General features: G+C 70.6%; 26 protein-coding genes. 15 read left to right on the top strand and 11 right to left on the bottom strand.

Annotation, left to right across the window (positions count from 1 at the left end; translation table 11 throughout):
- Nucleotides 1-49 precede the first annotated feature (49 nt).
- The 6 genes from ABT171_RS33600 (at nt 50) to ABT171_RS33575 (ending at nt 6,414) form a co-directional block, all read left to right on the top strand.
- Entirely contained in the window at nt 50-1,681 is a 1,632-nt protein-coding gene (locus ABT171_RS33600; protein ID WP_351250177.1) for an ATP-binding protein, read from the top strand.
- Nucleotides 1,678-2,370, top strand: a complete 693-nt coding sequence (locus ABT171_RS33595; RefSeq protein WP_351250176.1) for a response regulator — start codon at nt 1,678-1,680, stop codon at nt 2,368-2,370. The genes ABT171_RS33600 and ABT171_RS33595 overlap by 4 nt, the downstream gene beginning before the upstream one ends.
- Nucleotides 2,371-2,524: 154 nt before the next feature.
- Nucleotides 2,525-3,898 carry an extracellular solute-binding protein gene (locus ABT171_RS33590; protein ID WP_351250175.1) on the top strand — a complete coding sequence of 458 codons (1,374 nt, stop codon included), beginning with the start codon at nt 2,525-2,527 and terminating at the stop codon, nt 3,896-3,898.
- The gene (locus ABT171_RS33585; RefSeq protein ID WP_351250174.1) at nt 3,895-4,758 is read left to right on the top strand and encodes a carbohydrate ABC transporter permease; all 864 of its coding nucleotides are present in this window, start codon (nt 3,895-3,897) and stop codon (nt 4,756-4,758) included. The genes ABT171_RS33590 and ABT171_RS33585 overlap by 4 nt, the downstream gene beginning before the upstream one ends.
- A gap of 5 nt (nt 4,759-4,763) precedes the next feature.
- Nucleotides 4,764-5,591, top strand: a complete 828-nt coding sequence (locus ABT171_RS33580) for a carbohydrate ABC transporter permease (protein WP_351250173.1) — start codon at nt 4,764-4,766, stop codon at nt 5,589-5,591.
- 133 nt (nt 5,592-5,724) lie between these two features.
- A complete protein-coding gene (locus ABT171_RS33575) occupies nt 5,725-6,414 on the top strand; it encodes a helix-turn-helix domain-containing protein (protein WP_351250172.1) in 690 nt (229 codons plus the stop codon).
- Here the strand turns inward: ABT171_RS33575 and ABT171_RS33570 are convergent.
- Nucleotides 6,411-7,436 carry an ATP-dependent 6-phosphofructokinase gene (locus ABT171_RS33570; protein WP_351250171.1) on the bottom strand — a complete coding sequence of 342 codons (1,026 nt, stop codon included), beginning with the start codon at nt 7,434-7,436 and terminating at the stop codon, nt 6,411-6,413. The two genes, ABT171_RS33575 and ABT171_RS33570, sit on opposite strands and share 4 nt — an antisense overlap.
- A 193-nt stretch (nt 7,437-7,629) precedes the next feature.
- Here ABT171_RS33570 and pta point away from each other — a divergent pair, with 193 nt between their 5' ends.
- From pta to pyk, 3 genes are all read left to right on the top strand, one after another.
- Nucleotides 7,630-9,705: a phosphate acetyltransferase gene (gene pta / locus ABT171_RS33565; RefSeq protein WP_351250170.1), complete on the top strand. Its 2,076-nt coding sequence runs from the start codon at nt 7,630-7,632 to the stop codon at nt 9,703-9,705.
- A gap of 23 nt (nt 9,706-9,728) precedes the next feature.
- Nucleotides 9,729-10,937, top strand: a complete 1,209-nt coding sequence (locus ABT171_RS33560) for an acetate kinase (protein WP_351250169.1) — start codon at nt 9,729-9,731, stop codon at nt 10,935-10,937.
- A gap of 87 nt (nt 10,938-11,024) precedes the next feature.
- On the top strand, nt 11,025-12,452 hold the full coding sequence (pyk, locus tag ABT171_RS33555) for a pyruvate kinase (RefSeq protein WP_351250168.1): 1,428 nt from the start codon (nt 11,025-11,027) through the stop codon (nt 12,450-12,452).
- Between the two features lie 98 nt (nt 12,453-12,550).
- Here pyk and ABT171_RS33550 read toward each other — a convergent pair whose 3' ends face one another.
- The 4 genes from ABT171_RS33550 to ABT171_RS33535 form a co-directional block, all read right to left on the bottom strand.
- Nucleotides 12,551-13,933, bottom strand: coding sequence for a hypothetical protein (locus tag ABT171_RS33550; protein ID WP_351250167.1), 1,383 nt, complete (start codon nt 13,931-13,933; stop codon nt 12,551-12,553).
- On the bottom strand, nt 13,923-14,510 hold the full coding sequence (locus tag ABT171_RS33545) for a DUF6114 domain-containing protein (RefSeq protein WP_351250166.1): 588 nt from the start codon (nt 14,508-14,510) through the stop codon (nt 13,923-13,925). The genes ABT171_RS33550 and ABT171_RS33545 overlap by 11 nt, the downstream gene beginning before the upstream one ends.
- 117 nt (nt 14,511-14,627) lie before the next feature.
- Nucleotides 14,628-15,296: a DUF6230 family protein gene (locus ABT171_RS33540; protein ID WP_351250165.1), complete on the bottom strand. Its 669-nt coding sequence runs from the start codon at nt 15,294-15,296 to the stop codon at nt 14,628-14,630.
- Nucleotides 15,297-15,918: 622 nt separating this feature from the next.
- Nucleotides 15,919-16,887: a tetratricopeptide repeat protein gene (locus ABT171_RS33535; RefSeq protein WP_351250164.1), complete on the bottom strand. Its 969-nt coding sequence runs from the start codon at nt 16,885-16,887 to the stop codon at nt 15,919-15,921.
- 211 nt (nt 16,888-17,098) lie between these two features.
- On the opposite strand from ABT171_RS33535, the gene ABT171_RS33530 reads away from it, so the two are divergent.
- Entirely contained in the window at nt 17,099-17,728 is a 630-nt protein-coding gene (locus ABT171_RS33530) for a TetR/AcrR family transcriptional regulator (protein WP_351250163.1), read from the top strand.
- Here ABT171_RS33530 and icmA read toward each other — a convergent pair.
- From icmA to ABT171_RS33510, 4 genes are all read right to left on the bottom strand, one after another.
- Nucleotides 17,725-19,425 (bottom strand): coenzyme B12-dependent isobutyryl-CoA mutase large subunit, encoded by a 1,701-nt coding sequence (icmA, locus tag ABT171_RS33525; RefSeq protein ID WP_351250162.1) that lies wholly within the window; start codon nt 19,423-19,425, stop codon nt 17,725-17,727. The genes ABT171_RS33530 and icmA overlap by 4 nt on opposite strands.
- A 76-nt stretch (nt 19,426-19,501) precedes the next feature.
- The gene (locus tag ABT171_RS33520; protein ID WP_351250161.1) at nt 19,502-19,840 is read right to left on the bottom strand and encodes a DUF3817 domain-containing protein; all 339 of its coding nucleotides are present in this window, start codon (nt 19,838-19,840) and stop codon (nt 19,502-19,504) included.
- Nucleotides 19,841-19,883: 43 nt separating this feature from the next.
- The gene (locus ABT171_RS33515) at nt 19,884-20,393 is read right to left on the bottom strand and encodes a MarR family winged helix-turn-helix transcriptional regulator (RefSeq protein ID WP_351250160.1); all 510 of its coding nucleotides are present in this window, start codon (nt 20,391-20,393) and stop codon (nt 19,884-19,886) included.
- 11 nt (nt 20,394-20,404) lie between these two features.
- Nucleotides 20,405-21,643, bottom strand: a complete 1,239-nt coding sequence (locus ABT171_RS33510) for an MFS transporter (protein ID WP_351250159.1) — start codon at nt 21,641-21,643, stop codon at nt 20,405-20,407.
- A gap of 77 nt (nt 21,644-21,720) precedes the next feature.
- On the opposite strand from ABT171_RS33510, the gene ABT171_RS33505 reads away from it, so the two are divergent.
- Entirely contained in the window at nt 21,721-22,698 is a 978-nt protein-coding gene (locus tag ABT171_RS33505; protein ID WP_351250158.1) for an ArsR/SmtB family transcription factor, read from the top strand.
- Between the two features lie 280 nt (nt 22,699-22,978).
- Here ABT171_RS33505 and ABT171_RS33500 read toward each other — a convergent pair whose 3' ends face one another.
- Both ABT171_RS33500 and ABT171_RS33495 read right to left on the bottom strand, forming a co-directional pair.
- The gene (locus tag ABT171_RS33500; RefSeq protein WP_351250157.1) at nt 22,979-23,287 is read right to left on the bottom strand and encodes an MTH1187 family thiamine-binding protein; all 309 of its coding nucleotides are present in this window, start codon (nt 23,285-23,287) and stop codon (nt 22,979-22,981) included.
- Entirely contained in the window at nt 23,284-23,634 is a 351-nt protein-coding gene (locus ABT171_RS33495; protein ID WP_351250156.1) for a DUF3817 domain-containing protein, read from the bottom strand. Before ABT171_RS33495 ends, ABT171_RS33500 begins: the two co-directional genes overlap by 4 nt.
- A 175-nt stretch (nt 23,635-23,809) precedes the next feature.
- On the opposite strand from ABT171_RS33495, the gene ABT171_RS33490 reads away from it, so the two are divergent.
- From ABT171_RS33490 to ABT171_RS33475, 4 genes are all read left to right on the top strand, one after another.
- Nucleotides 23,810-24,448, top strand: coding sequence for an AIM24 family protein (locus ABT171_RS33490; protein WP_351250155.1), 639 nt, complete (start codon nt 23,810-23,812; stop codon nt 24,446-24,448).
- Nucleotides 24,449-24,450: 2 nt separating this feature from the next.
- Nucleotides 24,451-25,101, top strand: coding sequence for an AIM24 family protein (locus ABT171_RS33485; RefSeq protein ID WP_351250154.1), 651 nt, complete (start codon nt 24,451-24,453; stop codon nt 25,099-25,101).
- Nucleotides 25,098-25,907 (top strand): AIM24 family protein, encoded by an 810-nt coding sequence (locus ABT171_RS33480; protein ID WP_351250153.1) that lies wholly within the window; start codon nt 25,098-25,100, stop codon nt 25,905-25,907. The genes ABT171_RS33485 and ABT171_RS33480 overlap by 4 nt, the downstream gene beginning before the upstream one ends.
- 92 nt (nt 25,908-25,999) lie before the next feature.
- Nucleotides 26,000-26,476 carry a MarR family winged helix-turn-helix transcriptional regulator gene (locus tag ABT171_RS33475; RefSeq protein ID WP_351250152.1) on the top strand — a complete coding sequence of 159 codons (477 nt, stop codon included), beginning with the start codon at nt 26,000-26,002 and terminating at the stop codon, nt 26,474-26,476.
- The last annotated feature ends 84 nt before the right edge of the window (nt 26,477-26,560 follow it).

Genomic DNA, 26,560 nt, shown 5'->3' with positions numbered 1-26,560 from the left:
CGACGGCCGGACCGGCACACCGCACGGAGCGGAGAGGCACACTGCTGACATGCGCTTTCCCCGTCTCCCCCGACCCCGCAGCCTGGCGGGCCAGCTGTTCGCGATGCAGGCCGTGCTGATAGCGCTGGTCGTGGCCGGGTACGCGCTGTTCACCTACGTCAGCGACCAGCGGCAGGCCGAGGACGCGGCGGTCCGCCAGGTCACCGCGGTGGCCCGCTCCCTCGCGGACGCCCCCTCGGTCCGCTCGGCGATCCACACCTCCCACCCCACGGCCGCGCTGGAGCCGTACGCGCTGCAGGTCACGCGGGACGCGGACGTCGACTTCGTCACGATCATGAACCCGGACGGGATCCGCTGGACCCACCCCGACCGGAACCAGATCGGCAAACGCTTCCTCGGCCGGATCGACCCCGCCCTGCACGGCCACACCTTCACCGAGACCTACACCGGCACCCTCGGCCCCTCCGTCCGCGCGGTGACCCCGGTCGAGGAGAACGGCCACGTCATCGGCCTGGTCAGCGCCGGCATCAGGGTGGAGGAGATCAGCGCGCGGGTCCAGGACCAGGTCACGACCCTGCTCGGGGTCGCCGGCGGCACGCTGCTGCTGGGCGCGGTCGGCACCTACGTCGTCAACGCCCGGCTGCGCCGGCACACCCACGGCATGAACGCCACCGAGCTGAGCCGGATGCACGACTACCACCAGGCGGCGCTGCACGCGGTCCGCGAGGGCCTGCTGATGCTGGACGGGCAGTACCGGGTGGCGCTGATCAACGACGGCGGCCGGGAGCTGCTGGGCCTGGGCGCCCCGGACACGGAGCTGATCGGCCGCTCGGTGGCCGGCCTGGGCCTGCCGGCCCCGCTGACCGGCGCGCTGCTGTCCTCGGAGCCCCGGGTGGACGAGGTGCACCTGACGGCGGCCGGCGTCCTGGTGGTGAACACCTCCCCGGTGTCGGGCGGAGAGCGCCGGGGCACGGTGGTCACCCTGCGGGACGTCACCGAACTCCAGTCCCTGATGGGCGAGTTGGACTCGGAGCGGGGCTTCACCCAGGCCCTGCGCTCACAGGCGCACGAGGCCGCGAACCGCCTGCACACGGTGGTGTCGCTGATCGAGCTGGGCCGGTCCGAGGAGGCGGTGGAGTTCGCCACCGCGGAGCTGGAGCTGGCCCAGGCCCTGACCGACCAGGTGGTCGCGGCGGTACGGGAACCGGTGCTCGCCGCCCTGCTGCTGGGCAAGACGGCCCAGGCCAACGAGCGGGGCGTGGAGCTGGTGGTGTCGCGGGACAGCCGTCTGGACGACGGCCTGCTCCCCGACAGCCTGCCCGCCCGTGACCTGGTCACCATCCTCGGCAACCTGATCGACAACGCGGTGGACGCGGCGCAGGGCAGCGTCGGGGCGCGGGTGACGGTGACGGCGTACGCCTCGGACGGCGAGGTGGTCCTCAGGGTGTCCGACACGGGCCCCGGTGTCGACCCGGTCAATGCCGACCTGGTATTCCAGCGGGGGTTCTCGACGAAGCCGGCCGGGCCGGGCGGCCGGGGCCTCGGGCTGGCCCTGGTCCGGCAGGCGGTGACCCGCCACGAGGGCACGTTGACGGTGGCGGAGTCCGACGAGGATGGCGAGGGCGGAGCGGTGTTCGAGGTGCGGTTGCCGCTGCGGTCGGCGGTGGGGGGCGGCAGATGACGCAGGACCAGCATCCGATCCGCGTCCTCGTGGTCGAGGACGACCCGGTCGCCGCCGACGCCCATGTGATGTACGTCGGCCGGGTGCCGGGATTCGTCGCGGTCGGCAAGGCCCACACGGGGGCGGAGGCGCGCCGCGTCCTGGACCGCACGCCCGTGGACCTGCTCCTCCTCGACCTGCACCTCCCGGACGGACACGGCCTGCAGTTCGCCCGCTCCCTGCGCGCGGCGGGCCATCACGCGGACGTGATAGCGGTGACGTCGGCGCGGGACCTGGCGGTGGTGCGCGAGGGCGTCTCCCTGGGCGTCGTCCAGTACGTCCTGAAGCCCTTCACCTTCGGCACGCTGCGGGACCGGCTGATCCGCTACGCCGAGTTCCACGCCGCGGTCGGCGAGGCGAGCGGCCAGGACGAGGTCGACCGCGCGCTGGCGGTCCTGCGGGCCCCGTCGCCCGCGGCGCTGCCGAAGGGGCTGAGCGGGCCGACGCTGGAGCGGGTGACGGGGGTGCTGCGGGAGGCTCCGCAGGGCCTGACGGCGGCGGGGGTGGCCGAGGCCGTGGGGATCTCGCGGATCACTGCACGGCGCTATCTGGAACACCTGGTGGAGGCGGGCCGGGCCGCGCGGAGTCCGTTGTACGGGCAGGTGGGGAGGCCGGAGCTGGAGTACCGGTGGGTTCCTCAGGGGCGCTGAGCCCGGCTGCCCGGGCGCGGGCCCAACGGCACGGCGCGGAACGCGAGGAGATCCGACCGCCAATCCCGCGCAGACGCATTGACCTGACTAGACCAGCGCTCTTACCTTCACACGGCAACCACCTGGCCACGCAGCAGTGCGCCCTCAGGAGGTCATGCCCGTGCGCCCCACCGCCGCTCTCTCCGCCCTCCTCACCGCCGCTCTCGCCGCCGCGACCCTCACCGCCTGCGGCAACGGTTCCGGAAGCGGGCCGAACACGATCAAGGTGTCCTACAAGCAGTCGATGGACAACTCCGTCAAGGTGATGGACACCTATCTCGCCGGGATCAAGAAGGAGTTCGAGAAGAAGTACCCGGGGAAGAAGGTCGAGCTCGTTCCCGTCAAGGCCCCGGACTCCGAGTACTACACCAAGCTCCAGCAGATGCTCCGCTCCCCGAGGACCGCCCCCGACCTCGTCTACGAGGACACCTTCCTCATCAACTCCGACATCACCAGCGGCTATCTGAGGCCGCTGGACCCCTACCTCGCCAAGTGGCCGGACTGGAGACAGTTCGTCGGCACCGCGAAGGCGGCCGCGAAGGGGCAGGACGGGAAGACGTACGGCGTCCCGGACGGGACCGACACCCGTGGACTCTGGTTCGACAAGCGGGTGTTCAGGAAGGCCGGGCTGCCGCTGAACTGGCAGCCGAGGAACTGGGACGACATCCTCGCCGCCGCCCGGACCATCAAGCGGAAGGTCCCCGGCGTCACCCCGCTCAACGTCTACACCGGCAAGCCGGCGGGTGAGCGCTCCACCATGCAGACCATGGAGATGCTGCTCTACGGCACGGGCGACGGCAGCACCGATCCCCTGTACGACGGCGGCAGCAGGAAGTGGATCGCCGGGGGCCGGGGTTTCACGGACTCGCTGAGGTTCGTCGAGACCGTCTACCGGGAGAAGCTCGGCCCCGACGTCTCCGACGCCCTCGATCCCAACTTCGCCACCACCGTCATGGGCGAACTCCTCCCCCAGGGCAGGATCGGCATCGACCTGGACGGCTCCTGGCTGCCGCAGACCTGGCTCCCGGGCAGCGGGCACGAGTGGCCCGACTGGTCCCGGCAGTTGGGACTCGCCTACATGCCCACCCAGCACGGGCAGGCGCCCGGAAAGGTGAGCATGTCGGGTGGGTGGACCTGGGCCGTCCCGGCCAAGGCCGGCAACCCGGACCTCGCCTTCGACTTCATCAGGACGATGCAGACCGAGGCGAACGCCAAGAAGTGGTACATCGCCAACTCGGGCATCTCGGTGCGCAGGGACGTCGCCGCCGACCCGGGGTACGCCACCGCCCAGCCCGGCATCAGGTTCTTCACCGACCTGGTGTCCAGCACGCACTACCGGCCCGCGTACCCGGCGTACCCCAAGGTGTCGACCGCCATCCAGGAGGCCATGGAGAGTGTGACGACCGGCGACCGGTCCGCGGCGGAGGCAGCGAGCGGGTACGCCGACACGCTCAGGGATGTGACCGGCGGCCAAGTGGTCGAGAGGTGAGACTCCGCCGCCGGATCACCCGGGCCCTCCCCCTCACCCCCGCCGTCGCCCTGCTCCTGCTCTTCCTCGCCGGGCCGATCGCCTACTGCGTCTCCATCGCCTTCACCGACCTGCAGCTGACCGGTCAGGCGCACGCGTCGTTCGTCGGGTTCGCCAACTTCCGGCGCGCCTTCCGCGACGACGCGTTCCTGAACGCCGTCCGGCTCACCCTGGTGTTCACGGTGCTGTCCTCGCTCCTCGGGCAGAACACCCTGGGTCTCGCCCTGGCGGCGCTGATGAAGCGGGCCTCGAAACCGGTGCGCACGCTCACCGGTGGGGTCGTCGTCACGGCGTGGGTGCTGCCGGAGGTCGTCGCCGGGTTTCTGCTGTACGCCTTCTTCCGGCGCGAGGGCACGCTCAACGCCATCCTGGACTGGCTGCACCTGCCGCGCCAGAACTGGCTGTTCACCCTCCCCATCCTCGCCGTGTCCTTCGCCAACGTCTGGCGCGGTACGGCGTTCTCGATGCTCGTGTACTCCGCCGCGCTGGACGGGATACCCGCCGAGATCACCGAGGCCGCCGAGGTGGACGGAGCCGGCGGGTGGCGGCGGATGTGGCACATCACCCTGCCGATGATCCGCCGGTCCATCGGCACCAACCTGATGCTCAACACGCTGCAGACGCTCTCCGTCTTCGGGCTGATCTGGGTGATGACTCGCGGCGGCCCCGGGAACAGGAGCCAGACGCTGCCGCTGTTCATGTACGAACAGGCCTTCCAGAACAGCATGATCGGGTACGGCACCGCGGTCGCCCTGCTCCTGCTGCTCGTCGGCTCGCTGTTCTCCGTCGTCTATCTGCGGCTGCTGCGGACGGAGGTGTGACGCACATGGCCCGCGAGCGCACCTCCCGGCGGCTCGCCGCCGACGTCTGCCTGCTGGTCGTGGCCGTCGCCTTCGCGCTGCCCCTCGCCTGGGTGGTGCTGTCCTCCGTGGATCCGCACGCCGACCTCAGGGTGAAGACCCCCGACGGGTTCACCCTCGGCAACTTCGACGCGATTCTCACTCCGGACATCACCTACACCCCGCTGCTCAACAGCCTGCTGCTGTGCGGGGGTGCCACCGCGCTGACCGTCGTCTGCGCCGCCCTCGCCGCCTATCCGCTCTCCCGGTTCCGCTCCCGGCTGAGCCGGCCGTTCCTGCTGACGATCCTGTTCGCGGCGAGCCTGCCGATCACCGCGATCATGGTGCCGGTGTACGCGCTGTTCGTGCGGGTGAACCTGATCGACACCCTGCAGGGCACGATCCTCTTCTTCGCCGCCTCCCAGCTCCCGTTCGCCGTCTGGCTGATGAAGAACTTCATGGACGGGGTGCCGAGGGAACTGGAGGAGGCGGCCTGGACGGACGGGGCGAGCGCACTGCAGTCCCTGGTCCGGATCGTGCTGCCGCTGATGGGGCCGGGGCTCGCCGTGGTCACGGTGTTCTCGTTCGTGATGATGTGGGGGAACTTCTTCGTCCCGTTCATGCTGCTGCTCACCCCGGACCAGATGCCGGCCTCGGTCAGCATCAACGACTTCTTCGGCAACCGGGGCATGGTGGCGTACGGGCAGCTCGCCGCGTTCTCCGTCATCTATTCGACCCCGGTGATCCTGCTGTACGTGCTGGTGGCGCGGCGGCTGGGGGGCGGCTTCGCGCTGGGCGGGGCGGTCAAGGGATGAGCCGGAAGGGTGTCCCCTCCGTTACATCCGTCCGGTTGCATACCGAACGGACGGAACTGTGCATTCGCACAACCGGTGATCCTGTCGGAACGGACCGTAGCCATGGTGCCGGCGGGCCCCTAGCTTGTGCGGGGTGCGCCAACCCTCAGCTCCCCCCTTCAACGCCCCGGCGGCCCGCCGGCTGCGCGCCGCGCTCGGCATGGGCCCCGAGCACGTCGCGTACGGCATGCGGGCCTCGTACGGGCTGCCGTACGTCACACCCGATCTCGTGATCGCCTGGGAACGCGGCATCGCCGCCCCGGGCCCCGCCGAACTCACCGCGCTCGCGGGCGTGCTGTGGTGTTCACCGGGCGAGCTGCTGGGCCGGCCGCAGAGCCTGCGCGAGCACCGCATCGCCCGCGCCGTCGCACCCGAGGACGTCGCCCACGCCGTCGGCATGGACCTGCGCGGCTATCTGCGCATGGAGGAGAGCGGGCAGTGGCGGGGCAACGAGCGGCAGTCGGCCGCGCTCGCCGAGGTGCTGGGCCTGGCCCTGCCCGACTTCGTCGCCGTCACCGGCCGCGAGGCCAAGCTCGCCGACCTGCTGCACAGCGCGGTCACCACCCGCTGGCAGGCCTATGTGCGACCGGTGATGAAGCTGGCCCCCCTGGACAAGGGGGTCGTGGAGGACGTGCTGCAGGAGCTGTACGACGACTACCAGGGGCACATGGCCGCCACCCTCAGCTGGGGTGGCGGCAGCCGGGACGCCAGTGACTCCGGAAAGGAGTTCATCGAGCGGATCGTCGCGAACTTCTGGGCGGCCGCCGAGGGCAGGACCGCCTAGAAGACCGACTCGGCCTCGTCCATCCGGTCCTTCGGCACCGTCTTCAGCTCGGTGACCGCCTCCGCGAGCGGCACCATCACGATGTCCGTGCCGCGCAGCGCGGTCATCCGGCCGAACTGGCCGCGGTGCGCGGCCTCGACGGCGTGCCAGCCGAAGCGGGTGGCGAGGACACGGTCGTAGGCGGTGGGGACGCCGCCGCGCTGGACGTGGCCGAGGATGACCGGCTTGGCCTCCTTGCCGAGGCGCCGCTCCAGCTCGTACGCCAGCGCGGTGCCGATGCCCTGGAAGCGCTCGTGGCCGTACTGGTCGATCTCGCCCTTGCCGTAGTCCATGGTGCCGTCGATGGGGTGGGCACCCTCGGCGACGCAGATCACGGCGAACTTCTTGCCGCGAGAGAACCGCTCCTCGACCATCTTGACCAGGTCGGCGGGGTCGAAGGGGCGCTCGGGCAGGCAGATGCCGTGGGCGCCGGCGGCCATGCCGGACTCCAGGGCGATCCAGCCGGCGTGCCGGCCCATGACCTCGACGACCATCACCCGCTGGTGGGACTCGGCCGTGGTCTTCAGGCGGTCCATGGCCTCGGTCGCCACGCCCACGGCGGTGTCGAAGCCGAAGGTGCGGTCGGTGGAGGAGATGTCGTTGTCGATGGTCTTGGGGACGCCGACGACCGGCAGGCCCGCGTCGGAGAGCATGCGGGCCGCGGTCAGCGTGCCCTCGCCGCCGATCGGGATCAGCGCGTCGATGCCGAACTCCTCGACCATGTCGGCGGCGCCCTCGCAGGCCTCGCGCAGCCGGTCGCGCTCCAGCCGGGAGGAGCCGAGGATGGTGCCGCCGCGGGCCAGGATGCCGCTGACCGCGTCCAGGTCGAGGGTGCGGTAGTGCCGGTCGAGCAGGCCCCGGTAGCCGTCCTCGAAGCCGATGACCTCGTCGCCGTACTGCGCCACCGCCCGGTGCACGACCGACCGGATCACGGCGTTCAGGCCGGGGCAGTCGCCGCCTGCGGTGAGAACTCCGATGCGCATCGTGCTGTGTCTCCTGCTCGCTGTCGGTGCCGGTGAGCCACTGTCGATTGTTCCACGTCCACCGGGGCGGTGAGCCACTTGACGGGCGCCTTATCCGGGGCCGGGGGTATTGTCAAGAGGGTTCTGCTCACCTTGGTGGGCGATTTTTATGCCGAAGACGCGACATACATGACATGAGGAACGGAGTGGACACGTGACGCGCAGCGTGTACGTGACCGGGATCGACCGCGGTGACGGCCGCCAGGTCGTGGAGCTGGGAGTCATGGAACTCCTGACCCGGCAGGTCGACCGGGTGGGCGTCTTCCGTCCGCTCGTGCACGACGGCCCGGACCGGCTGTTCGAGCTGCTGCGGGCGCGGTACCGCCTCTCGCAGGACCCGGCGACCGTCTACGGCATGGACTACCACGAGGCGTCCGCGCTCCAGGCCGAGCAGGGCACCGACGAGCTGGTCTCCGCGCTGGTCGACCGCTTCCACCTGGTGGCCCGCGACTACGACGTGGTCCTCGTCCTCGGTACCGACTTCGCCGACACGCAGCTCCCGGACGAGCTGTCCCTGAACGCCCGGCTGGCCAACGAGTTCGGCGCCTCCGTGATCCCGGTGGTCGGCGGCCGCAAGCAGCCGGCCGAGTCGGTGCTGGCCGAGACGCGCAACGCCTACCGGGCGTACGACGGCCTGGGCTGCGACGTGCTGGCGATGGTCGCCAACCGGGTGGCCCGCGAGGACCGCGACGAGATCGCCGAGCGGCTCGCCACCCGGCTGCCGGTCCCCTGCTACGTCGTTCCCGACGAGCCCGCGCTGTCCGCGCCGACCGTCTCCCAGATCGCCCACGCCCTCGGCGCCAGGGTGCTGCTCGGCGACGACTCCGGGCTCGCCCGGGACGCGATGGACTTCGTCTTCGGCGGCGCCATGCTGCCCAACCTCCTCGGCGCCCTGACGCCGGGCTGTCTGGTGGTCACCCCGGGCGACCGCGCCGACCTGGTCGTCGGCTCGCTGGCCGCGCACAGCGCCGGCACCCCGCCGATAGCCGGCGTGCTGCTCACCCTGAACGAGGTGCCGCGCGAGGAGGTCCTCACCCTCGCCGCCCGGCTCGCCCCCGGCACTCCGGTGCTGTCCGTGAGCGGCACCAGCTTCCCGACCGCCGAGCAGCTGTTCTCCCTGGAGGGCAAGCTGAACGCGGCCACCCCGCGCAAGGCGGAGCGGGCGCTCGGCCTGTTCGAGCGGTACGCCGACACCGCCGACCTGGCGCGCCGGGTCTCGGCGCCGAGCAGCGACCGGGTCACCCCGATGATGTTCGAGCACAAGCTGCTGGAGCAGGCCCGATCCGACAAGCGGCGGGTCGTGCTTCCCGAGGGCACCGAGGAGCGGGTGCTGCACGCGGCCGAGGTGCTGCTGCGCCGGGGTGTGTGCGACCTGACCCTGCTCGGCCCCGTCGACCAGATCCGCAAGAAGGCCGCCGACCTCGGCGTCGACCTCGGCGACACCCAGCTGATCGACCCGGCCACCAGCGAGCTGCGTGACGCCTTCGCCGAGCAGTACGCCCAGCTGCGGGCGCACAAGGGGATGACCGTCGAGCTGGCCTACGACGTCGTCTCGGACGTCAACTACTTCGGCACCCTGATGGTCCAGGGGGGCCTGGCCGACGGCATGGTGTCCGGCTCGGTGCACTCCACGGCGGCCACCATCCGCCCGGCCTTCGAGATCATCAAGACCAGGCCGGACTCCTCGATCGTCTCGTCGGTCTTCTTCATGTGCCTGGCCGACAAGGTGCTGGTCTACGGCGACTGCGCGGTCAACCCGGACCCGAACGCCGAGCAGCTCGCGGACATCGCCATCCAGTCGGCCGGTACGGCCGCGCAGTTCGGCGTGGAACCCAGGATCGCGATGCTGTCGTACTCCACGGGTACGTCCGGCTCGGGCGCCGACGTCGACAAGGTGCGCGAGGCCACCGAGCTGGCCCGCACCCGGCGGCCCGACCTGAAGATCGAGGGGCCGATCCAGTACGACGCGGCGGTGGAGCCGTCGATCGCCGCGACCAAGCTGCCCGGGTCCGATGTCGCCGGGCAGGCAACGGTTCTGATCTTCCCGGACCTCAATACAGGCAACAACACCTACAAGGCCGTGCAGCGTTCGGCCGGCGCGATCGCCGTCGGACCGGTCCTGCAGGGTCTGCGCAAGCCGGTCAACGACCTGTCCCGGGGCGCCCTCGTCCAGGACATCGTCAGCACCGTCGCCATCACGGCGATCCAGGCCCAGACGCCCGCCACCTGAGTACAGAGAGTTTTCGAATCACCGTGACCGCGACCCGTGTCCTCGTCCTCAACTCCGGCTCCTCGTCGGTGAAGTACCAGCTGCTCGACATGCGCGACCGGAGCCGGCTCGCCGTCGGGCTGGTGGAGCGCATCGGCGAGCAGACCTCCCGGCTCAAGCACACCTGCGTCCCCTCCGGCGACACCCGCGAGCACACCGGGCCGATAGCCGACCACGACGCCGCGCTCAAGGCCGTCTCCGAGGAGCTGAGCCGGGACGGCCTGGGCCTCGACTCGCCGGAACTGGCCGCGATCGGGCACCGGGTGGTGCACGGCGGCATGTTCTTCACCGAGCCGACCGTCATCGACGACGAGGTGCTCACCGAGATCGAGCGGCTGATCCCGGTCGCCCCGCTGCACAACCCGGCCAACCTCACCGGCATCCGCACCGCCCAGGGGCTGCGCCCCGACCTGCCCCAGGTCGCCGTGTTCGACACCGCGTTCCACACGACGATGCCGGAGTCGGCGGCGCGCTACGCGATCGACCCGAAGATCGCCGACCGCCACCGCATCCGCCGTTACGGCTTCCACGGCACCTCGCACGCGTATGTCGCGCGGGAGACGGCGCGGCTGCTGGGCAAGGACCCGTCCGAGGCCAACGTGATCGTGCTGCACCTGGGCAACGGCGCCTCCGCGTCGGCGGTGGAGCGGGGCCGGTGCGTGGACACCTCCATGGGGCTCACGCCTTTGGAGGGGCTGGTGATGGGTACGCGATCCGGTGATCTGGATCCGGCCGTCATCTTCCATTTGGCCCGGGTTGGCGGAATGTCCATGGACGAGATCGACACTCTTCTCAACAAGAGGAGCGGTCTGTTCGGCCTGTGCGGGGACAACGACATGCGGGAGATCCGCCGCCGGATCGACGAGGGCGACGAAGAGGCCGCTCTCGCGTTCGACATTTACATTCACCGGCTCAAGAAGTACATCGGCGCCTATTACGCCGTGCTCGGCACGGTGGACGCGGTCGCGTTCACGGCCGGGGTCGGCGAGAACGCGGCACCGGTGCGGGAGGCGGCGATCACGGGCCTGGAGGGCCTTGGCCTGGCGGTCGACCCGGAGCTGAACGCGGTACGAGCGGACCGGGCCAGGCTGGTCTCGCCGAAGGACGCGCGTGTCGCCGTCGCGGTGGTGCCGACGGATGAAGAACTGGAGATCGCGACGCAGACCTACGCACTGGTCGGAAAGAACAACTGAATAGCAGCACCTGAGCGGTGCGGCACTCATTTGTATCTTCCGCCAGACGGAATATTCCGTAGCGAAACAAACCGATAGGATCGCCCCATGCGCCGTTCGAAAATCGTCTGTACTCTCGGCCCCGCGGTCGACTCCCACGAGATGCTCGTCGCCATGATCGAGGCGGGCATGAATGTGGCCCGGTTCAACTTCAGCCACGGCTCCCACGCCGAGCACCAGGCGCGGTACGACCGCGTCCGGGCCGCGTCCAAGGAGACCGGCCGCCCCATCGGCGTCCTCGCCGACCTGCAGGGCCCGAAGATCCGCCTGGAGACCTTCGCCGAGGGTCCGGTCGAGCTGGAGCGCGGTGACGAGTTCGTCATCACGACCGAGGACGTGCCGGGTGACCGGCACATCTGCGGCACGACGTACAAGGGGCTGCCCGGCGATGTCTCGCGCGGTGACCAGGTCCTGATCAACGACGGCAACGTCGAGCTGAAGGTCCTGGACGTCGAGGGCCCGCGGGTGAAGACGATCGTCATCGAGGGCGGCGTCGTCTCCGACCACAAGGGCATCAACCTGCCCGGCGCGGCCGTCAACGTGCCCGCGCTGAGCGAGAAGGACGTCGAGGACCTGCGCTTCGCCCTCCGCATGGGCTGCGACATGGTCGCGCTGTCCTTCGTCCGGGACGCCAAGGACGTGCACGACGTCCACCGGGTGATGGACGAGGAGGGCCGCCGGGTCCCGGTCATCGCCAAGGTGGAGAAGCCGCAGGCGGTGCAGAACATGGAGGACGTCGTCGCGGCGTTCGACGCCGTGATGGTGGCCCGTGGTGACCTGGCCGTCGAGTACCCGCTCGAAAAGGTCCCCATGGTGCAGAAGCGCCTGATCGAGCTGTGCCGGCGCAACGCCAAGCCGGTGATCGTGGCGACCCAGATGATGGAGTCGATGATCACCAACTCCCGTCCGACCCGCGCCGAGGCCTCCGACGTGGCCAACGCGATCCTGGACGGCGCCGACGCGGTCATGCTGAGCGCCGAGTCGTCGGTGGGCGCCTATCCGGTCGAGACGGTCAAGACCATGTCGAAGATCGTCGCCGCGGCCGAGCAGGAGCTGCTCTCCAAGGGCCTGCAGCCGCTGGTGCCGGGCAAGAAGCCGCGCACCCAGGGCGGCTCGGTGGCCCGCGCGGCCTGCGAGATCGCCGACTTCCTCGGCGGCCGCGGCCTGATCGCCTTCACCCAGTCCGGTGACACCGCGCGCCGCCTGTCCCGCTACCGCGCGACCCAGCCGATCATCGCGTTCACCACGGACGAGGCCACCCGCAACCAGCTCACCCTGAGCTGGGGCGTGGAGTCACACATCGTGCCCTTCGTGAACACCACCGACGAGATGGTCGACCTGGTGGACCAGGAGATCGCCCGGCTGGGCCGCTTCGACGCGGGCGACACGGTCATCATCACGGCCGGCTCGCCCCCCGGCGTCCCCGGCACCACCAACATGCTCCGCGTCCACCACCTGGGCACGCAGACCAACTGACAAGCCCGTCAAGGGCCTTGTACGGCGCTGAGGGCGCCCCCTGGGACCAGGGGGCGCCCTCAGCTGTGTGCGGCTCCCGAACGGGCTTGCAGGACCGGTCAGTCGGTCGTGTACACGTGCATGCCGGGCACGTGCAGGTTGCCGCCGAACTGGGCGGCCTGGACCACCTTCACATGGGTGAAGTAGATCAGCGGGATGTTCAGCGGGGGCGGACTGTCGGGGCTGAACGTGACCGGGATCAGACCGAGCAGGTTGCCCGAGATCTTCTCCGTGTACATCACGGTGGTGCCGCCCGTGATGGTGGACGTCGAACCCTTGGCCGCCTGCACGTGGTAGGTCTTGCCGGACAGCTTGTCCGCCACCGTCTGGTGCAGGTCGCCGATGTCCGTGCCGCCGGAGATGACGTACTTCAGCACCTTCTTGGTGGCGCCGGACGCCGTCTTCACCTCGACGATGCCCTGGTAGTCGGCGCCCTTGAGCAGCAGCGAGCTGGCGTCCAGGTGCCAGGGCTCGTCGGCCACCGGCACCTTGTTGTCCACGCCGCTGACGTCGTCCGTGGCCTTCGGGCAGTTCTCCGCCGGGGCGGAGTCGCTCGCGGACGGGCTCGGCGTGGCCGAACCGGCCGCGTCCTTGACCGTCTTGGTGGCGTCCCCGGCCGTCTCGGCGGCCGTGTCGGTGGTCTTCTTCACCGTGTCCCCGACCGTCTTGGTGGCCTTGGAGACGGTGTCCTTGACGGTGCCGGTGGCCTTGGCACCGGGCGACGAGTCCGACGCGGCCGGATCCGACGCGGACGGGTCCGAGGACGCGCTCGCCGACGGGGTCGCGGACGGCGTCGGGCTCGCGGACGCGCTGCCGGAGTGCGTGCCGCCGGTGAGGACGCCGCCGATACCACCGAGCGTGTCGCCGATGGTGTCCAGCAGGCCGCCGCCGCTCTTCGAGGCCGACGGGGTGGGCGTGGGCGTGGCATCGCCGGAGGACGACGAGCCGGAGCCCGAGTCCGAGCCGGAGGAGCCGGAGGTCGCTGCGGGCTTGGGCGTGGCCTTGTCGCCGGAACCTGAATCCGGCGAAGAGGACGTGCCCGGGTCGCCGGACTTGGTGTCCTTCGAGTCCTTGGCGTCGGAGCTCGCCGAGGGCGACGGGGTGGCCTTGTCACCGGACGCGCTCTCCGAGGCGGAGGGCGAGGGCGACGACGAGGCGTCCTTGGAGTCGCCCAGCGCCTTGACGCAGTCCTTGTACTCGTCGGCCGTCAGACTCTTGGACGTGGTCGACGGGGACGGGCCGCTGCCGGCCGCGAGGGCCAGCGAGGACGTGAAGCCCAGGCCCACCAGCACCGCCGTCGGCATCGCCACGGAGGCGATCGCCTTCCCGGCCGGCATGTGGAACCTGATGAACAGCGGCTTCCTGGGAGCCGCGTGGCGGGGCCCGGTTCTCGCGCGGGACCCGTCCGCATCGGTCCCGCGGGTCACCTCGTCAGCCGGCACTGTGCCTCCCGTTCGCCCCGTTGGCCGGGCTCGTTCCTGACAGGTCGTTCTCCCCGGGCGCGGTGAAGCCCTGGTAGGGGTCACCGCCCAGCCCGTCCGTGCGCTGCTCGGGCAGCGGCGCGGTCTGCGGGGCACCGCCCTCGCCCGGGGCGGCCTCGGCCGGCGGCTCCTCCTGCGGAGGCGCGCCCGGCGCCCAGGCGATGGCCAGCGCCCCGCCGATCAGCGAGAGCAGGAAGCCGACGATGAAGCCGCCGATGTTGGACAGCGGGATGGACACCAGCCCCAGCAGAATCGCCGCGACGCCCGCGAAGACCCGGATGTGCCGCTGGAACCAGAGGGTGACGCCGAGGACGATGAGCAGCACACCGATGATCAGGGAACTGGAGCCGCCGGGTGTCCCCATCGTCATGGTGAGGTGGCCCAGCTGCAGATGTGCGTACGGGAAGTACAGGATGCAGAAACCGCCGAGCATGACGAACAGTCCGGCCCAGAACGGACGCGAGCCCCGCCAGGCGCGGAACTGCAGCCTCCGGCGGGTGAACTGGCCGGGTACGGCGGCAGGAGTCTCGGCGCTCATGGAAAACAGCTCCCTGGTGCGGCGTTGCTGTGGTGGTGATGTGCGCCGCGTGTGGAAACGCGGCCGTCGGTGGAACGGGCGGGGGTGCCGTCGGCTCCCCCGCCCGTCAGCGAGCGCCTAGTAGCACTCGATACCCTCGCCCTTGCCCCGGTGCAGCGACATGTGCAGACCGCTGAGCTTGAACGTGCCGGCGGTGGTCGCCCACGCCGTCTGGTGCACGTTGGTCAGGTCGGCCGACTCGGCCTGCTGGGCGAAGCCGAACGGGTTGGCGGCCTCGCCGCCGCCCTTCATGCCCGGGCCCTTGCCGCCCTTGTCCTTGCCCGTGTCACCGGCGGCCACACCGATGTCGATGTTGTTGAACGTCGCGTCGGCGTCGAGCGTGTCGACGTCGATGTACAGGCGCTCCGCCTGGACCTGGTGGTCCTTGTCGGGGCTGTCCCCCGCCTCCAGCCGCAGGGTGATGTCACCGAGCAGCGGGATGTCCGGGGTGACGACCGACTGGCACATCTTCCGGATCGTGGCGCTCTGGAACGACGAGACCGCGACCGGGTGGGCCGCCTTCCCGCCGGTGAGGGTGTACCCCTGGTCGACGGCTCCGTACTGCGCGAAGCCCTGGCCGTGGAGCGACTGCGCCGTCACCTTGAATTCCTGGCCAGACACGCTGAACGAGGCGGCCAGAGCACCCTGCGCGAGGGCGACACCTATACACGCCGTGGCGGCGACGCTGGGCACCATGACCACAGCGAACCGCTTCCATCTGGTCCCGCCACGCACCTGGGACTCCATATTTCCTCCTTCTCGGACGTACATCTCCTGGCCCGGACTCGCCGCGGTCGGCGGCTCAGCCGGGCAGGGATGGGAGAAGTGCTACGTCCTCGGGAAGGAGAGCGCCCGTACTCGGAGGCGCGAACCGCGCACCGATCACCGGCGATCACCCCCGAGCGACAACCACTGGTCGCGCCTGACACGCATCACGCACAACCCTGCTGGACAGGCTTCGCCGGCCGGCGAAGACCCCCCTGCCCCAGACCCGGCGCCACTGCCGCCGGCTCTGCTCGGTGGGGACCCAGATTCCCCCGTGACCCGACCGGATGCCGGGGTGCGGGAATGGACCGAGCGTCGCCGATCGTGGTGCATTCTCGCGCCGGGCACAAGGGGGTTCGTTACTGGCTAGTAACGGGCGGATAACCGGAGGACGACCGACCGGTCTCGAACTGCGACGCTCGGTGGCAGTCGAGGGCAGAGCAAAGCCGTTGATCCCTGGACGAAACCAGACAGATCAACGGCCTCGACTTACTCGGAGTAACAGATTGCGCGATTACCAAGTTTTGGTAAAGCGCAGCTGCCCTGACGCCTCGTCGGCAAATCTTTCACCCCGGCATCACAAGCCGGGGCGTTTAGCGACTGGTCAGAACAGGGCGCGCGCGAGCGCCCTGCGTGCGCCCACGACGCGCGCGTCCTCGGGCCCCACGACCTCGAACAGCTCCAGCAGCCGGCGCCGTACCGTGTCCCGGTCGTCGCCGAACGTGCGCTGCACCGTCTCGATCAGCCGGCCGAAGGCGTCCTCGACGTGGCCGCCCACCAGGTCCAGGTCGGCGGCGGCGATCTGTGCGTCGACGTCCGCCGGCTTCTCGGCGGCCTCCTGACGGACCTTCTGCGGGTCGAAGCCCTGCACCCGCTGCAGCAACTCGGCTTGGGCGAGGCCCAGTTTGGCCTCGGGGTGGGCCGGGTCGTCGGCCAGCACGTTCTTGTAGGCCTGGACGGCGCCGGCCAGGTCACCGGCGTCCAGGGCCTCGGCGGCGGCGTTCAGCAGGGCGTCGTACGGACCCGCCTGCTCGACGGCCGCACCACCGCCCGGCTGCGCGTCCGGGTCGACGTCCAGGCCGGTGATGCCGAACCGCTGCTCCGCGACCTGCACCAGCTGGTCCAGGGTCTGCCGGATCTGCTGCTCGCCGGCCGCTCCCTGGAACAGCGGCAGCGCCTGTCCGGCCACAACGGCGAACACGGCCGGGATGCCCTGCACCCCGAACTGCTGCATCAGCATCTGGTTGGCGTCGACGTCGATCTTGGCGAGGAGGAAGCGCCCGTTGTACTCGACGGCCAGCCGCTCCAGGACCGGGCTCAGCTGCTTGCAGGGCTGGCACCACTCGGCCCAGAAGTCGATGACGACGGGTACTTCGGCGGAGCGCTGGAGGACATCCCTCTCGAAGCCCGCCTCATCGACGTCGATGACGAGCTCGGCCGGGGTCACCGCCCCCGTGCCACCCTGCCGGGCGGCCTCGGCGCGCGTCTGCTCGGCCTTGGCCTTGGCCTCCTGGGCCGCCTTCACCGCGGCGAGGTCGACGACGCCGCTCATGGACATGTTCCGTGGCTGCATGCGTCTATCCTCCCCCGTTACCGCGTCGGAATGAAAAAGCAGTGTGCGCGGGCGCCGGGTCCCCACCCCACGCCGCATGGTCGCCGCTCGTGTACGTCCCTCACGAGCTTTCGCTACGAGTCGTAGCGTAATGCCATGGAGGGGCCGCGCGACACCACGCCCCGGTGATCTCCCTCACGACCGCACAGTTCCCGCCGGTTATGGTCAGGGGATGCAGAGCCGCACTCCCGCCAGCCGTACCGGCCGTCCGCGCAGCGCCGCCGCGGACACCGCGATCCTGGCCGCGACCCGGGAGGCGCTGGTGGAGCTGGGCTGGTCCAAGCTCACCCTGGGAGACGTGGCGACGCGCGCCGGCGTGGCGAAGACGACGCTGTACCGCCGCTGGGCCGGCAAGCCGGAGCTGGTGTGCGACGCCGTGGCGGAACTGTTCGACGAACTGGAACTGCCCGACCGCGGCAGCCTCGCGGCCGATATCGAGGGCGTCGTCCTGCAGTTCGCGGCCATCCTGGCCCGCCCGGAGGCGAAGAGCGGTCTGATGGCGGTGGTCGCCGAGTCCACCCGCGACGACGCCCTGCGCGAACGCATCCGCGCCTCCATCGTGGAGCGTCAGATGCGGCTGGTTCTGGAGGGTCGCGCACGGGCCCAGCAGCGGGGCGAACTCCCCCCGGAACCCGACCCGGAGGAGTCCGCCCGCACGGTCGACCTGATCTTCGACATGGTCGCGGGCGCGGTGGTGCACCGCACCCTGGTGAGCGGCAATCCGGCGGACGAGGAGTGGGTACGCAGCTTCACGCGCGTCCTGCTGCTGGGCCTCGCCTCTCAGCCGGCGGATCCGGCTTAGAACCCCGCGGGCTCGGTGTACACCCCCCACTCGTCCCGCAGGACCCCGCAGATCTCGCCGAGGGTGGCCTCGGCGCGTACCGCCCGCAGCATCGGCTCGATCATGTTGGAGCCGTCCCGGGCGGCGGCGAGCATGCCGTCGAGCGCCGAGCGCACCGCGCCCTCGTCCCGCGCCGCCTTCCGCTCGGAGAGCACCCGCACCTGCTCCCGCTCCACCTCGTGGCTCACCCGCAGGATCTCCAGGTCCCCGGTGACGGACCCGGTGTGCGCGTTGACGCCGACGACCCTCTTGTCGCCCTTCTCCAGCGCCTGCTGGTACCGGAAGGCGGACTCGGCGATCTCGCCGGTGAACCAGCCGTCCTCGATCCCGCGCAGGATCCCGGAGGTGATCGGCCCGATCGGGTGCCGCCCGTCCGGGTGGGCCCGCAGTCCCCGCTCCCTGATCTGCTCGAAGATCTTCTCCGCGTCGGCCTCGATCCGGTCCGTCAGCTGCTCGACGTACCAGGAGCCGCCCAGCGGGTCGGCCACGTTGGCGACCCCGGTCTCCTCCATCAGCACCTGCTGCGTGCGCAGCGCGATCTCCGCCGCCTGCTCGGAGGGCAGGGCGAGCGTCTCGTCGAGCGCGTTGGTGTGCAGCGAGTTGGTCCCGCCGAGCACGGCGGCCAGCGCCTCCACGGCCGTACGGACCACGTTGTTGTACGGCTGCTGCGCGGTCAGCGACACCCCGGCGGTCTGCGTGTGGAACCGCAGCCACTGGGCCTTGTCGCTCTTCGCGCCGTACACGTCCCGCATCCAGCGGGCCCAGATGCGGCGGGCGGCCCGGAACTTGGCGATCTCCTCGAAGAAGTCCACGTGCGCGTCGAAGAAGAAGGACAGCCCGGGCGCGAACACATCCACGTCGAGCCCGCGGCTGAGGCCCAGCTCCACGTACCCGAAGCCGTCGGCCAGCGTGTACGCCAGCTCCTGCGCGGCCGTCGCGCCCGCCTCGCGGATGTGGTAGCCGGAGACGGACAGCGGCTTGTAGGCGGGGATGCCGGCGGCGCAGTACTCCATCAGGTCGCCGATGAGGCGCAGATGGGGCTCGGGCTGGAAGAGCCACTCCTTCTGCGCGATGTACTCCTTGAAGATGTCCGTCTGGAGGGTTCCGTTGAGCACCGACGGGTCCACGCCCTGCCGCTCGGCGGCGACCAGGTACATGCAGAAGACGGGCACGGCCGGACCGCTGATGGTCATGGACGTCGTCACATCGCCCAGCGGGATGTCCTTGAACAGGACCTCCATGTCGGCGGCCGAGTCGATGGCGACGCCGCAGTGCCCGACCTCGCCGAGCGAACGGGGGTCGTCGGAGTCGCGGCCCATCAGCGTGGGCATGTCGAAGGCGACGGACAGTCCCCCACCGCCGGCGGCGAGGATCATCTTGTACCGCTCGTTGGTCTGCTCGGCGTTGCCGAACCCGGCGAACTGCCGGATCGTCCAGGTGCGCCCGCGGTAGCCGGTCGGATGGAGGCCACGCGTGAAGGGGTACTCCCCGGGCCAGCCGATCCGCTCGAATCCCTCGTACGTGTCGCCCGGTCGGGGCCCGTACACCGGCTCCACGGGGTCGCCGGAGAGCGTGGTGAAGTCAGCGTCGCGCTTGCGCGCGGCGTCGTAGCGGGCCTGCCAGCGTCGGCGGCCCTCCTCGATGGCGTGAGCGTCCATACCCTCGAATTTACTTGGACGTCCTAGTAAATGTCGATGGCTGACCGCCGCACGGTGCTCGTGCGGCGGTGGAGCCTCAGGCCTCGGCGACGGCCGGGGCCTGGTCGGCGGCCCCGGTCTCCAGCTCGCGGCTGATCCTCCGCTCCACGAAGAAGGCGGCGGTGGGGATGGTCCCCGCGAGCAGCACCCACACCTGCTTGCCGACCGGCCACTTCGCCTTGGAGCCCAGGTCGAAGGCGAAGACCAGGTAGATCACGTACAGCCAGCCGTGGGCGATGGCGATGACCCGGGTGAAGTCAGCGGCGCCGTCGATGTGGAGCCCGTACTTCGCGATCATGCTCAGGCACAGCAGCACCAGCAGGACACCGGTGGTGTAGGCCATGACGCGGTAGCGGGTCAGCACGCTCTTTTTCATGGAGTCGAGCGTAACCACCCGTTCCGGGAGATCTTGCCCGGGGTCAGTCCTCGTCGAAGTCGTGTGCCGCGATGCGCAGCGGACGGAGCATCGCGAAGATCTCCGCGCACTCCTCCGCGTCGTACACGCCGAGGCCGAAGTCCATGGCCATGAGGTCGCGGGTGGCCGCGTCGACCACCTCGCGCCCCTTGTCGGTGATCACCGCGAGGGTGCCGCGCCCGTCGTTGGGATTGGGCCGCTTGGCCACCAGCCCGGACCTCACCAGCCGGTCGACGGTGTTCGTGACCGAGGTCGGATGCACCATCAACCGCTCGCCGATCTTGGACATGGGCAGCTCACCGGCCTTGGAGAAGGTGAGCAGCACCAGCGCCTCGTACCGCGCGAACGTCAGTCCGTACGGCTTGACCACCGCGTCCACCTCGGCGAGCAGGATCTGCTGGGCCCGCATGATCGAGGTGATCGCGGCCATGGACGGCACGTTTCCCCAGCGCTGCTTCCAGAGCTCGTCGGCGCGGGCGATGGGGTCGAAGGGGAGGCTGAGAGGCTTCGGCACGTCATCAGACCCTACCCGTCGGTCATATGCCGGGCAGCACCGTCTCGGCTTTCGGTCGCCCGGGCCGCGACGGCGAGGCCGCAGCAGCACAGGACGCCCGCCGCACCGGCCCCCGCCACCGCCGTACGCACCCCCGCCACCTGCGCCGCCACCCCGGCCAGCGCCATGCCGACGCCCTGCGCGGTCATCAGCCCGGCGCTCAGCACGGTCATGGCCCGTCCCCGCAGCTCCTGCGGCACGGCCCGGACGAACCACTGGTCCAGGCCCAGGGTGTACGCCGAGCCGGCCCCGGACAGCAGCAGGAGCAGCAGCGAGGCGGTGAGCCCGGGCCGCAGGGCGAAGCCGAGGTACGGCAGCAGGGTCGGACACAGCAGGGGGAGCGCGACGCGTTCGCGGGCCACGGGTCCGAGCCTGGCCCCGGCGAACAGTTCGCCGGCCACCGTGCCGACGGGCAGGGCGCACATCAGCAGTCCCAGGCCCGCGGAACTGCTGCCCAGCTCGTCCGCGTACGGCGCCGCCAGCGCCTCGGGGACGACCGAGAACGCCGCCGGCATCCAGAACAGGAGCAGCAGGACGCGCACCCGGCGGTCGGCGAACAGCGCGTCCACGCCCGGCGGGGTGCCGGTGCCCCGACGCGTGCGGGCGGGGCGGGGCCGGGTGCCGCAGCGCAGCAGGGCGGCGGACGCGAGGAAGGTGCCCACCGTGATCAGCAGGGCGTGGCGCGGGCTGACGGCGGTGAGCAGCAGACCGCCGAGGCCGTAGCCGACGAGCAGGGTGCTCTGGGCGACGATCCGCAGCAGCGAGCGGCCGAGCACGAACAGCTCGCCGTCGCCGAGGACGTCGGCCAGCGTGGCCATGCGGGTGCCGGCGAACACCGGCGAGACGACGGCCAGGGCGCAGCGCAGCGCGAGGAGCGGGCCGATACCGGCGCCCGGGGCGGTCATCAGGGCCACGCAGCCGGCGCACACCAGGTCGCAGGTGACGAGCACGCGCCGGGCCGGGAAGCGGTCGGCGACGGGTGCGAGGAGGGTGCCGCCGACGGCGTACGGCAGGAAGCCCAGCGCGAAGGTGAGCGCGCTGAGCAGGGGCGAACGGGTGAGGTCGTAGACGAGGAGGGACAACGCGATCTCGCTGACGATCACGCCGAGCATGGACAGCACATGGGCGGCGAAGACGGCCCGGAACTCGGGCACGGCGAAGACACGGCGGTAGCCGGCGGACGCGGGGGTGACCCGCGGTGGTGCGGACATGCCGGGCAGCGTGCCGGGAGAGGGGCCGGCAGCCGTAGAGTTTCGGCTCCGGCCGAATCTTCCCCCGGAGGTGGCCCGTGCCCTCCCGTCTGCACTTCGGCGACGACGACTTCCTGCGCTGCCGGTTCGCGATCTCGCCCCTGTGGGAGACGCAGGAGGCGGTGCGCACCCTCAGCCGGCCCGACCGGCATGCCTATCAGGCGCCCTGGCTGCGCCGGATCAGGGACGCGGCGGCCGGGCTCGACCTGGCTCCGCTGTGGCTGCTGATGCCCCGGCGCGGCCACTCACCGGACTGGCTCGGCGCACCGCCGATCGGACCGGCGGCCACGTTCGAGGAGGAGATCGCGGCCGTCCGGGCGTCCGACCCGGAGGCGGCCCGCGAGGACACCGCCCAGTCGCTGGCCTGCACCCCGGGCGCGCTCCGGTCGCCCCGGGCGCGGGCCTGGCTCGCGGACCCGGCACGGATGGTCCAGGAACTGGCGGACGCCATGGAGGAGGCGTGGCGGGCGCTGATCGCGCCGGACTGGCCCCGGCTGCGGGCGCTGCTGGAGGCGGACGTGGCCTTCCACTCGCGGCGGCTGGCCGAGGTGGGGCTCGGCACGCTGCTGCCGGAACTCGACGGCCGGCTGTCCTGGGACGGCCGTACGCTGACGCTCGCGCTGCACACCGAGCACACCCGCGACCTCGCCGGCCAGGGCCTGGTGCTGATGCCGAGCGTGTTCTCGTGGCCCGACGTGATCACGGGTTTCGAGCCCCCGTGGCAACCGACGCTGGTCTATCCGGCCCGCGGCATCGCCGGCCTGTGGACCGAGCCGGGTGCCGGCACCCCGGACGCGCTGGTACGGCTGCTGGGCCGCAACAGGGCGGCGGTCCTGTCCGCCCTGGACGAACCGGCGACCACCTCGGCCCTGGCCCACCGGCTGCGGCTGGCCCCGTCGTCGGTGTCGTCCCACCTGACGGTGCTGCGCGCCGCGGGCCTGCTCACGGCCCGCCGCTACGGCCACCAGGTCCTGTACGAACGTACGCCGCTGGGCATGGCACTGGGGTCCTTCTGACGGACCCTGCCGACGGCCCGGCCCGGTCCTCGGCCTGAGCGTCGGTGAGGGGGCGGGGCACGCCGGGACGCGGCTCGTCGGACAGGCCGCCCAGCCGGTCCCGCAGGAATCCGGTCCGCCACCGGCACGCTGCGCCGTCGGGCTCCGGCCGCGCGGCCACCGCGGCATCGCTCAGCCCGTCCGCGAGCCGGCACGATGCGTGCCCGCTCGTCCTCGGACACCTGCGGCGGCTGCGGAAGGAACGACGACTCACGTGGCGAGACGTGAACTCACGCCCCGCTCACCGGGCGCCCGGCCCCTGGGCCAGATGGCGCTCGACCGTCTCCACCTTGGAGGTGAGTCCATCGCTCACGCCCGGGCGGATGTCGGCCTTGAGGACGAGGGAGACGCGCGGCGCCCGCGCCTCCACAGCGGCGACCGCCCGCTTCACGACGTCCATGACCTCGTCCCACTCGCCCTCGACGGACGTGAACATCGCGTCGGTGCGGTGGGGCAGGCCCGACTCGCGGACCACGCGGACGGCGTCGGCGACGTACTCCCCCACGTCCTCGCCGACGCCGAGGGGCGTCACGGAGAAGGCGACGATCATGCGTTCACGATTCCTTCCTTGCGGGCACGGGCGGCGATGACGGCGTCCTCGGCCTCGCGGCGCAGCGCGCGCTCGATGATGAAGCCGCCGCCGGGAATGACGGAGTACGCGAAGTAGAGGCCGGCCTTGCCCTTGGCCCACTTGGTCCGGTTCCAGGCGTCCGCCCAGAAGACCACGTAGAGAACGAACAGCACGCCGTGGATCGGGCCCAGCACCGGCGCCACGTCGAAGCCGCTGTCGACCGTGTACTTGATGACGGTGCAGGCCGCGAGGATGATCCAGGAAATGCCCTCCGGCACGGAGATCAGTCGGAGGCGGCGGATGGCGGAGGCTGTCTTGAGGTCCACGGGTCACCTTCGGTGGGAGAGTCGCTGACGGCGCGATCGCTTCGTGATCCGATTTGTGAACGGAAGCACAAACGTCCCGCCATTGTGGCAAACGATGCCCGTAGGGGTGTGCTCAGGGTCGGTGTCCACCCACAGGACCTGTTCCGTCCACCCGTGCCGCCGCTACGTTCACTGCGTGGCGACGTTCCGACTGCAAGGAAGCAAGGTGCTCGCCGTCGACATGACCGGGGACGCCGTGAAGGCGAAGAACGGCTCGATGGTCGCGTACGACGGACAGATGAGCTTCAAGAAGCTGACCGGTGGCGGGGAAGGGCTGCGCGGCATGGTGACGCGGCGGCTCACCGGCGAGCAGATGACGGTGATGGAGGTGCGGGGCCACGGCACCTGCTGGTTCGCGGACCGGGCCTCGGAGATCAACCTGGTGAGCCTCCAGGGGGACAAGCTCTACGTGGAGTCGAGCAACCTGCTCGCGACCGACGCGGGGCTGCGCACGGGCACGACGTTCACCGGGCTGCGCGGCGCCTCGCAGGGCAACGGACTGTTCACGACGACCGTCGAGGGGCACGGACAGGCCGCGATCATGTCCGACGGGCCGGCGGTGGTGCTCCGGGTCGCCCCGCAGTACCCGCTGATCGTCGACCCGGGCGCGTACATCGCCCATCAGGGCAGCGTCCGGCAGTCCTTCCAGTCCGGCGTGACGTTCCGCACGTTCTTCGGGGAGGGCGGCGGCGAGGCCTTCCAGATCCGCTTCGAGGGTGACGGACTGGTCTACGTGCAGCCGAGCGAGCGGAACACGATCGCGGGGGATCTGTAGCCATGGCGTTCCGGGAGATCAACTCCAAGATGGTCGAGGCGACCGTACTGCCGGGGCAGCGGCTGTTCAGTCAGCGCGGCGCGATGCTCGCGTACCGGGGGGACGTGTCCTTCACGCCGAACCTCCAGGGCGGCCAGGGCGGGCTGATGTCCATGATCGGACGCCGGGTGACGGGCGAGGCGACCCCGCTGATGACGGTGGAGGGCAGCGGCACGGTGTTCTTCGGGCACGGCGGCCACCACGTCCATGTCATCCACCTCACCGGCGACACCCTCTATGTGGAGGCCGACCGGCTGCTCGCCTTCGAGGGCACGCTCCGGCAGGGGACGATGTTCATGGGCTCGCAGGGCGGGGTGATGGGTCTGGTCCGGGGCCAGGTCACCGGCCAGGGCCTGTTCACCACCACCCTGCAGGGCCAGGGCTCGGTCGCCGTGATGGCGCACGGCGGCGTCTTCGAGATCCCGATCACCCCGCAGCACCCGGTCCATGTCGACCCGCAGGCCTACGTCGCCCACCACGGCGAGGTCCGCAACCGGCTGTCCAGCGCGCTCGGCTGGCGCGAGATGGTGGGACGCGGCTCCGGCGAGGCCTTCCAGCTGGAGCTGAGCGGCAACGGCACGGTCTACGTCCAGGCCTCGGAGGAGAAGCTGTGAGCACCCACGGAACTCCGGGCGCCGGGCCGGTGGTGTACGACCCGGTGACGCTGCCCGCCGACGACAACGTGAACGCGTACACGTTCTGCGTCGAGCTCAAGAGCGCCCAGTGGTTCCTGCAGAAGGGAAAGATGATCGCCTACTACGGGGCGATCGAGTTCAACGGCGTCGGGCACGGCCGGCTCGACCGGCTCGTCCGTACCTCGTTCCATTCGCCACTGCACGCGAGCGACTGGGTCGTGGCGGAGGGCTCGGGGAAGATGCTGCTGGCCGACCGGGCCTTCGACGTCAACTCCTACGACCTGGACGACGGGAACTTGACCATTCGCGCGGGCAACCTGCTCGCTTTTCAGCCAAGTCTCGCGCTCAAACAATCGATCGTGCCGGGTTTTCTGACCCTTATCGGAACCGGCAGGTTTGTGGCCGCATCTAACGGTCCGGTGGTGTTCATGGAACCTCCGATCCGGGTCGACCCGCAGGCGCTCGTCGGGTGGGCCGACTGCCCGTCACCGTGCCATCACTACGACCACGGGTATCTGACGGGCGTACTGGGCGGTCTACGTGCAATGACGGGCCTCGGCGGGGTTTCCGGGGAGGAGCACCAGTTCGAGTTCGTGGGCGCCGGGACGGTCCTGCTGCAGTCGACGGAGACCCTCATGGGCGAGGCGGGAACGGGGGTCGTTCCGTCCGAACCGGGGGTGCCCGGGGGTGGCGGAGCGGCACCGGGTGGACACGGTCCGCAACCCTCGGGTGCACCGCGCCTTCCCGGACAGCTGGGGGACCTCCAGCGTCGCTTCGGGCTGTGAGCGGTAGTCTGCGGAGTGTGACGTCGAACGCGTGCGCACTGTCACACCATCCGAAGTAGTTCGCCATTCAACTTCTTAGGTAGACTTCATTCATGGAGACCGAGACGGCCACGCGCTGGCTGACCGATGCGGAGCAGTGCGCCTGGCGCACCCACCTGGAGGTCAACAGGCTGTTGACGTACCAGCTGGAGAAGGATCTGCAGCCGTTCGGCCTGACGATGAACGACTACGAGATCCTCGTCAATCTGTCCGAGTCGGAGGACTTCCGGATGCGGATGAGTGACCTCGCCTCCGCGACCCTCCAGTCCAAGAGCCGGCTCTCGCACCAGATCACGCGGATGGAGAACGCGAACCTCGTGCGCCGCGAGAACTGCGAGTCCGACCGGCGGGGACTGTACGCCGTGCTGACCGAGCACGGCATGGAGACGATGAGGAAGGTGGCGCCGCACCATGTGGCGTCCGTGCGGCGGCACTTCATCGATCTGCTGTCACCGGAGGCGCTGATAGAGCTGGACAAGGCGCTCAAGCCGATCGCGGAGCATCTGCGCGGTCAGCGCGGACGTCCGTAACCGCGGACGTCCGGCACCTGCGCGACGGGGCGGACGGGGCTGCGAAACCGCCCCGTCCGCCGACACCCCCTGGTGGCCGGGGCT

Source organism: Streptomyces sp. NPDC001851 (assembly GCF_040297165.1).
Classification (GTDB): Bacteria; Actinomycetota; Actinomycetes; order Streptomycetales; family Streptomycetaceae; genus Streptomyces.
Note: the sequence above shows the minus strand (reverse complement) of the source record. Positions and strands in the feature narration are given on the sequence as shown.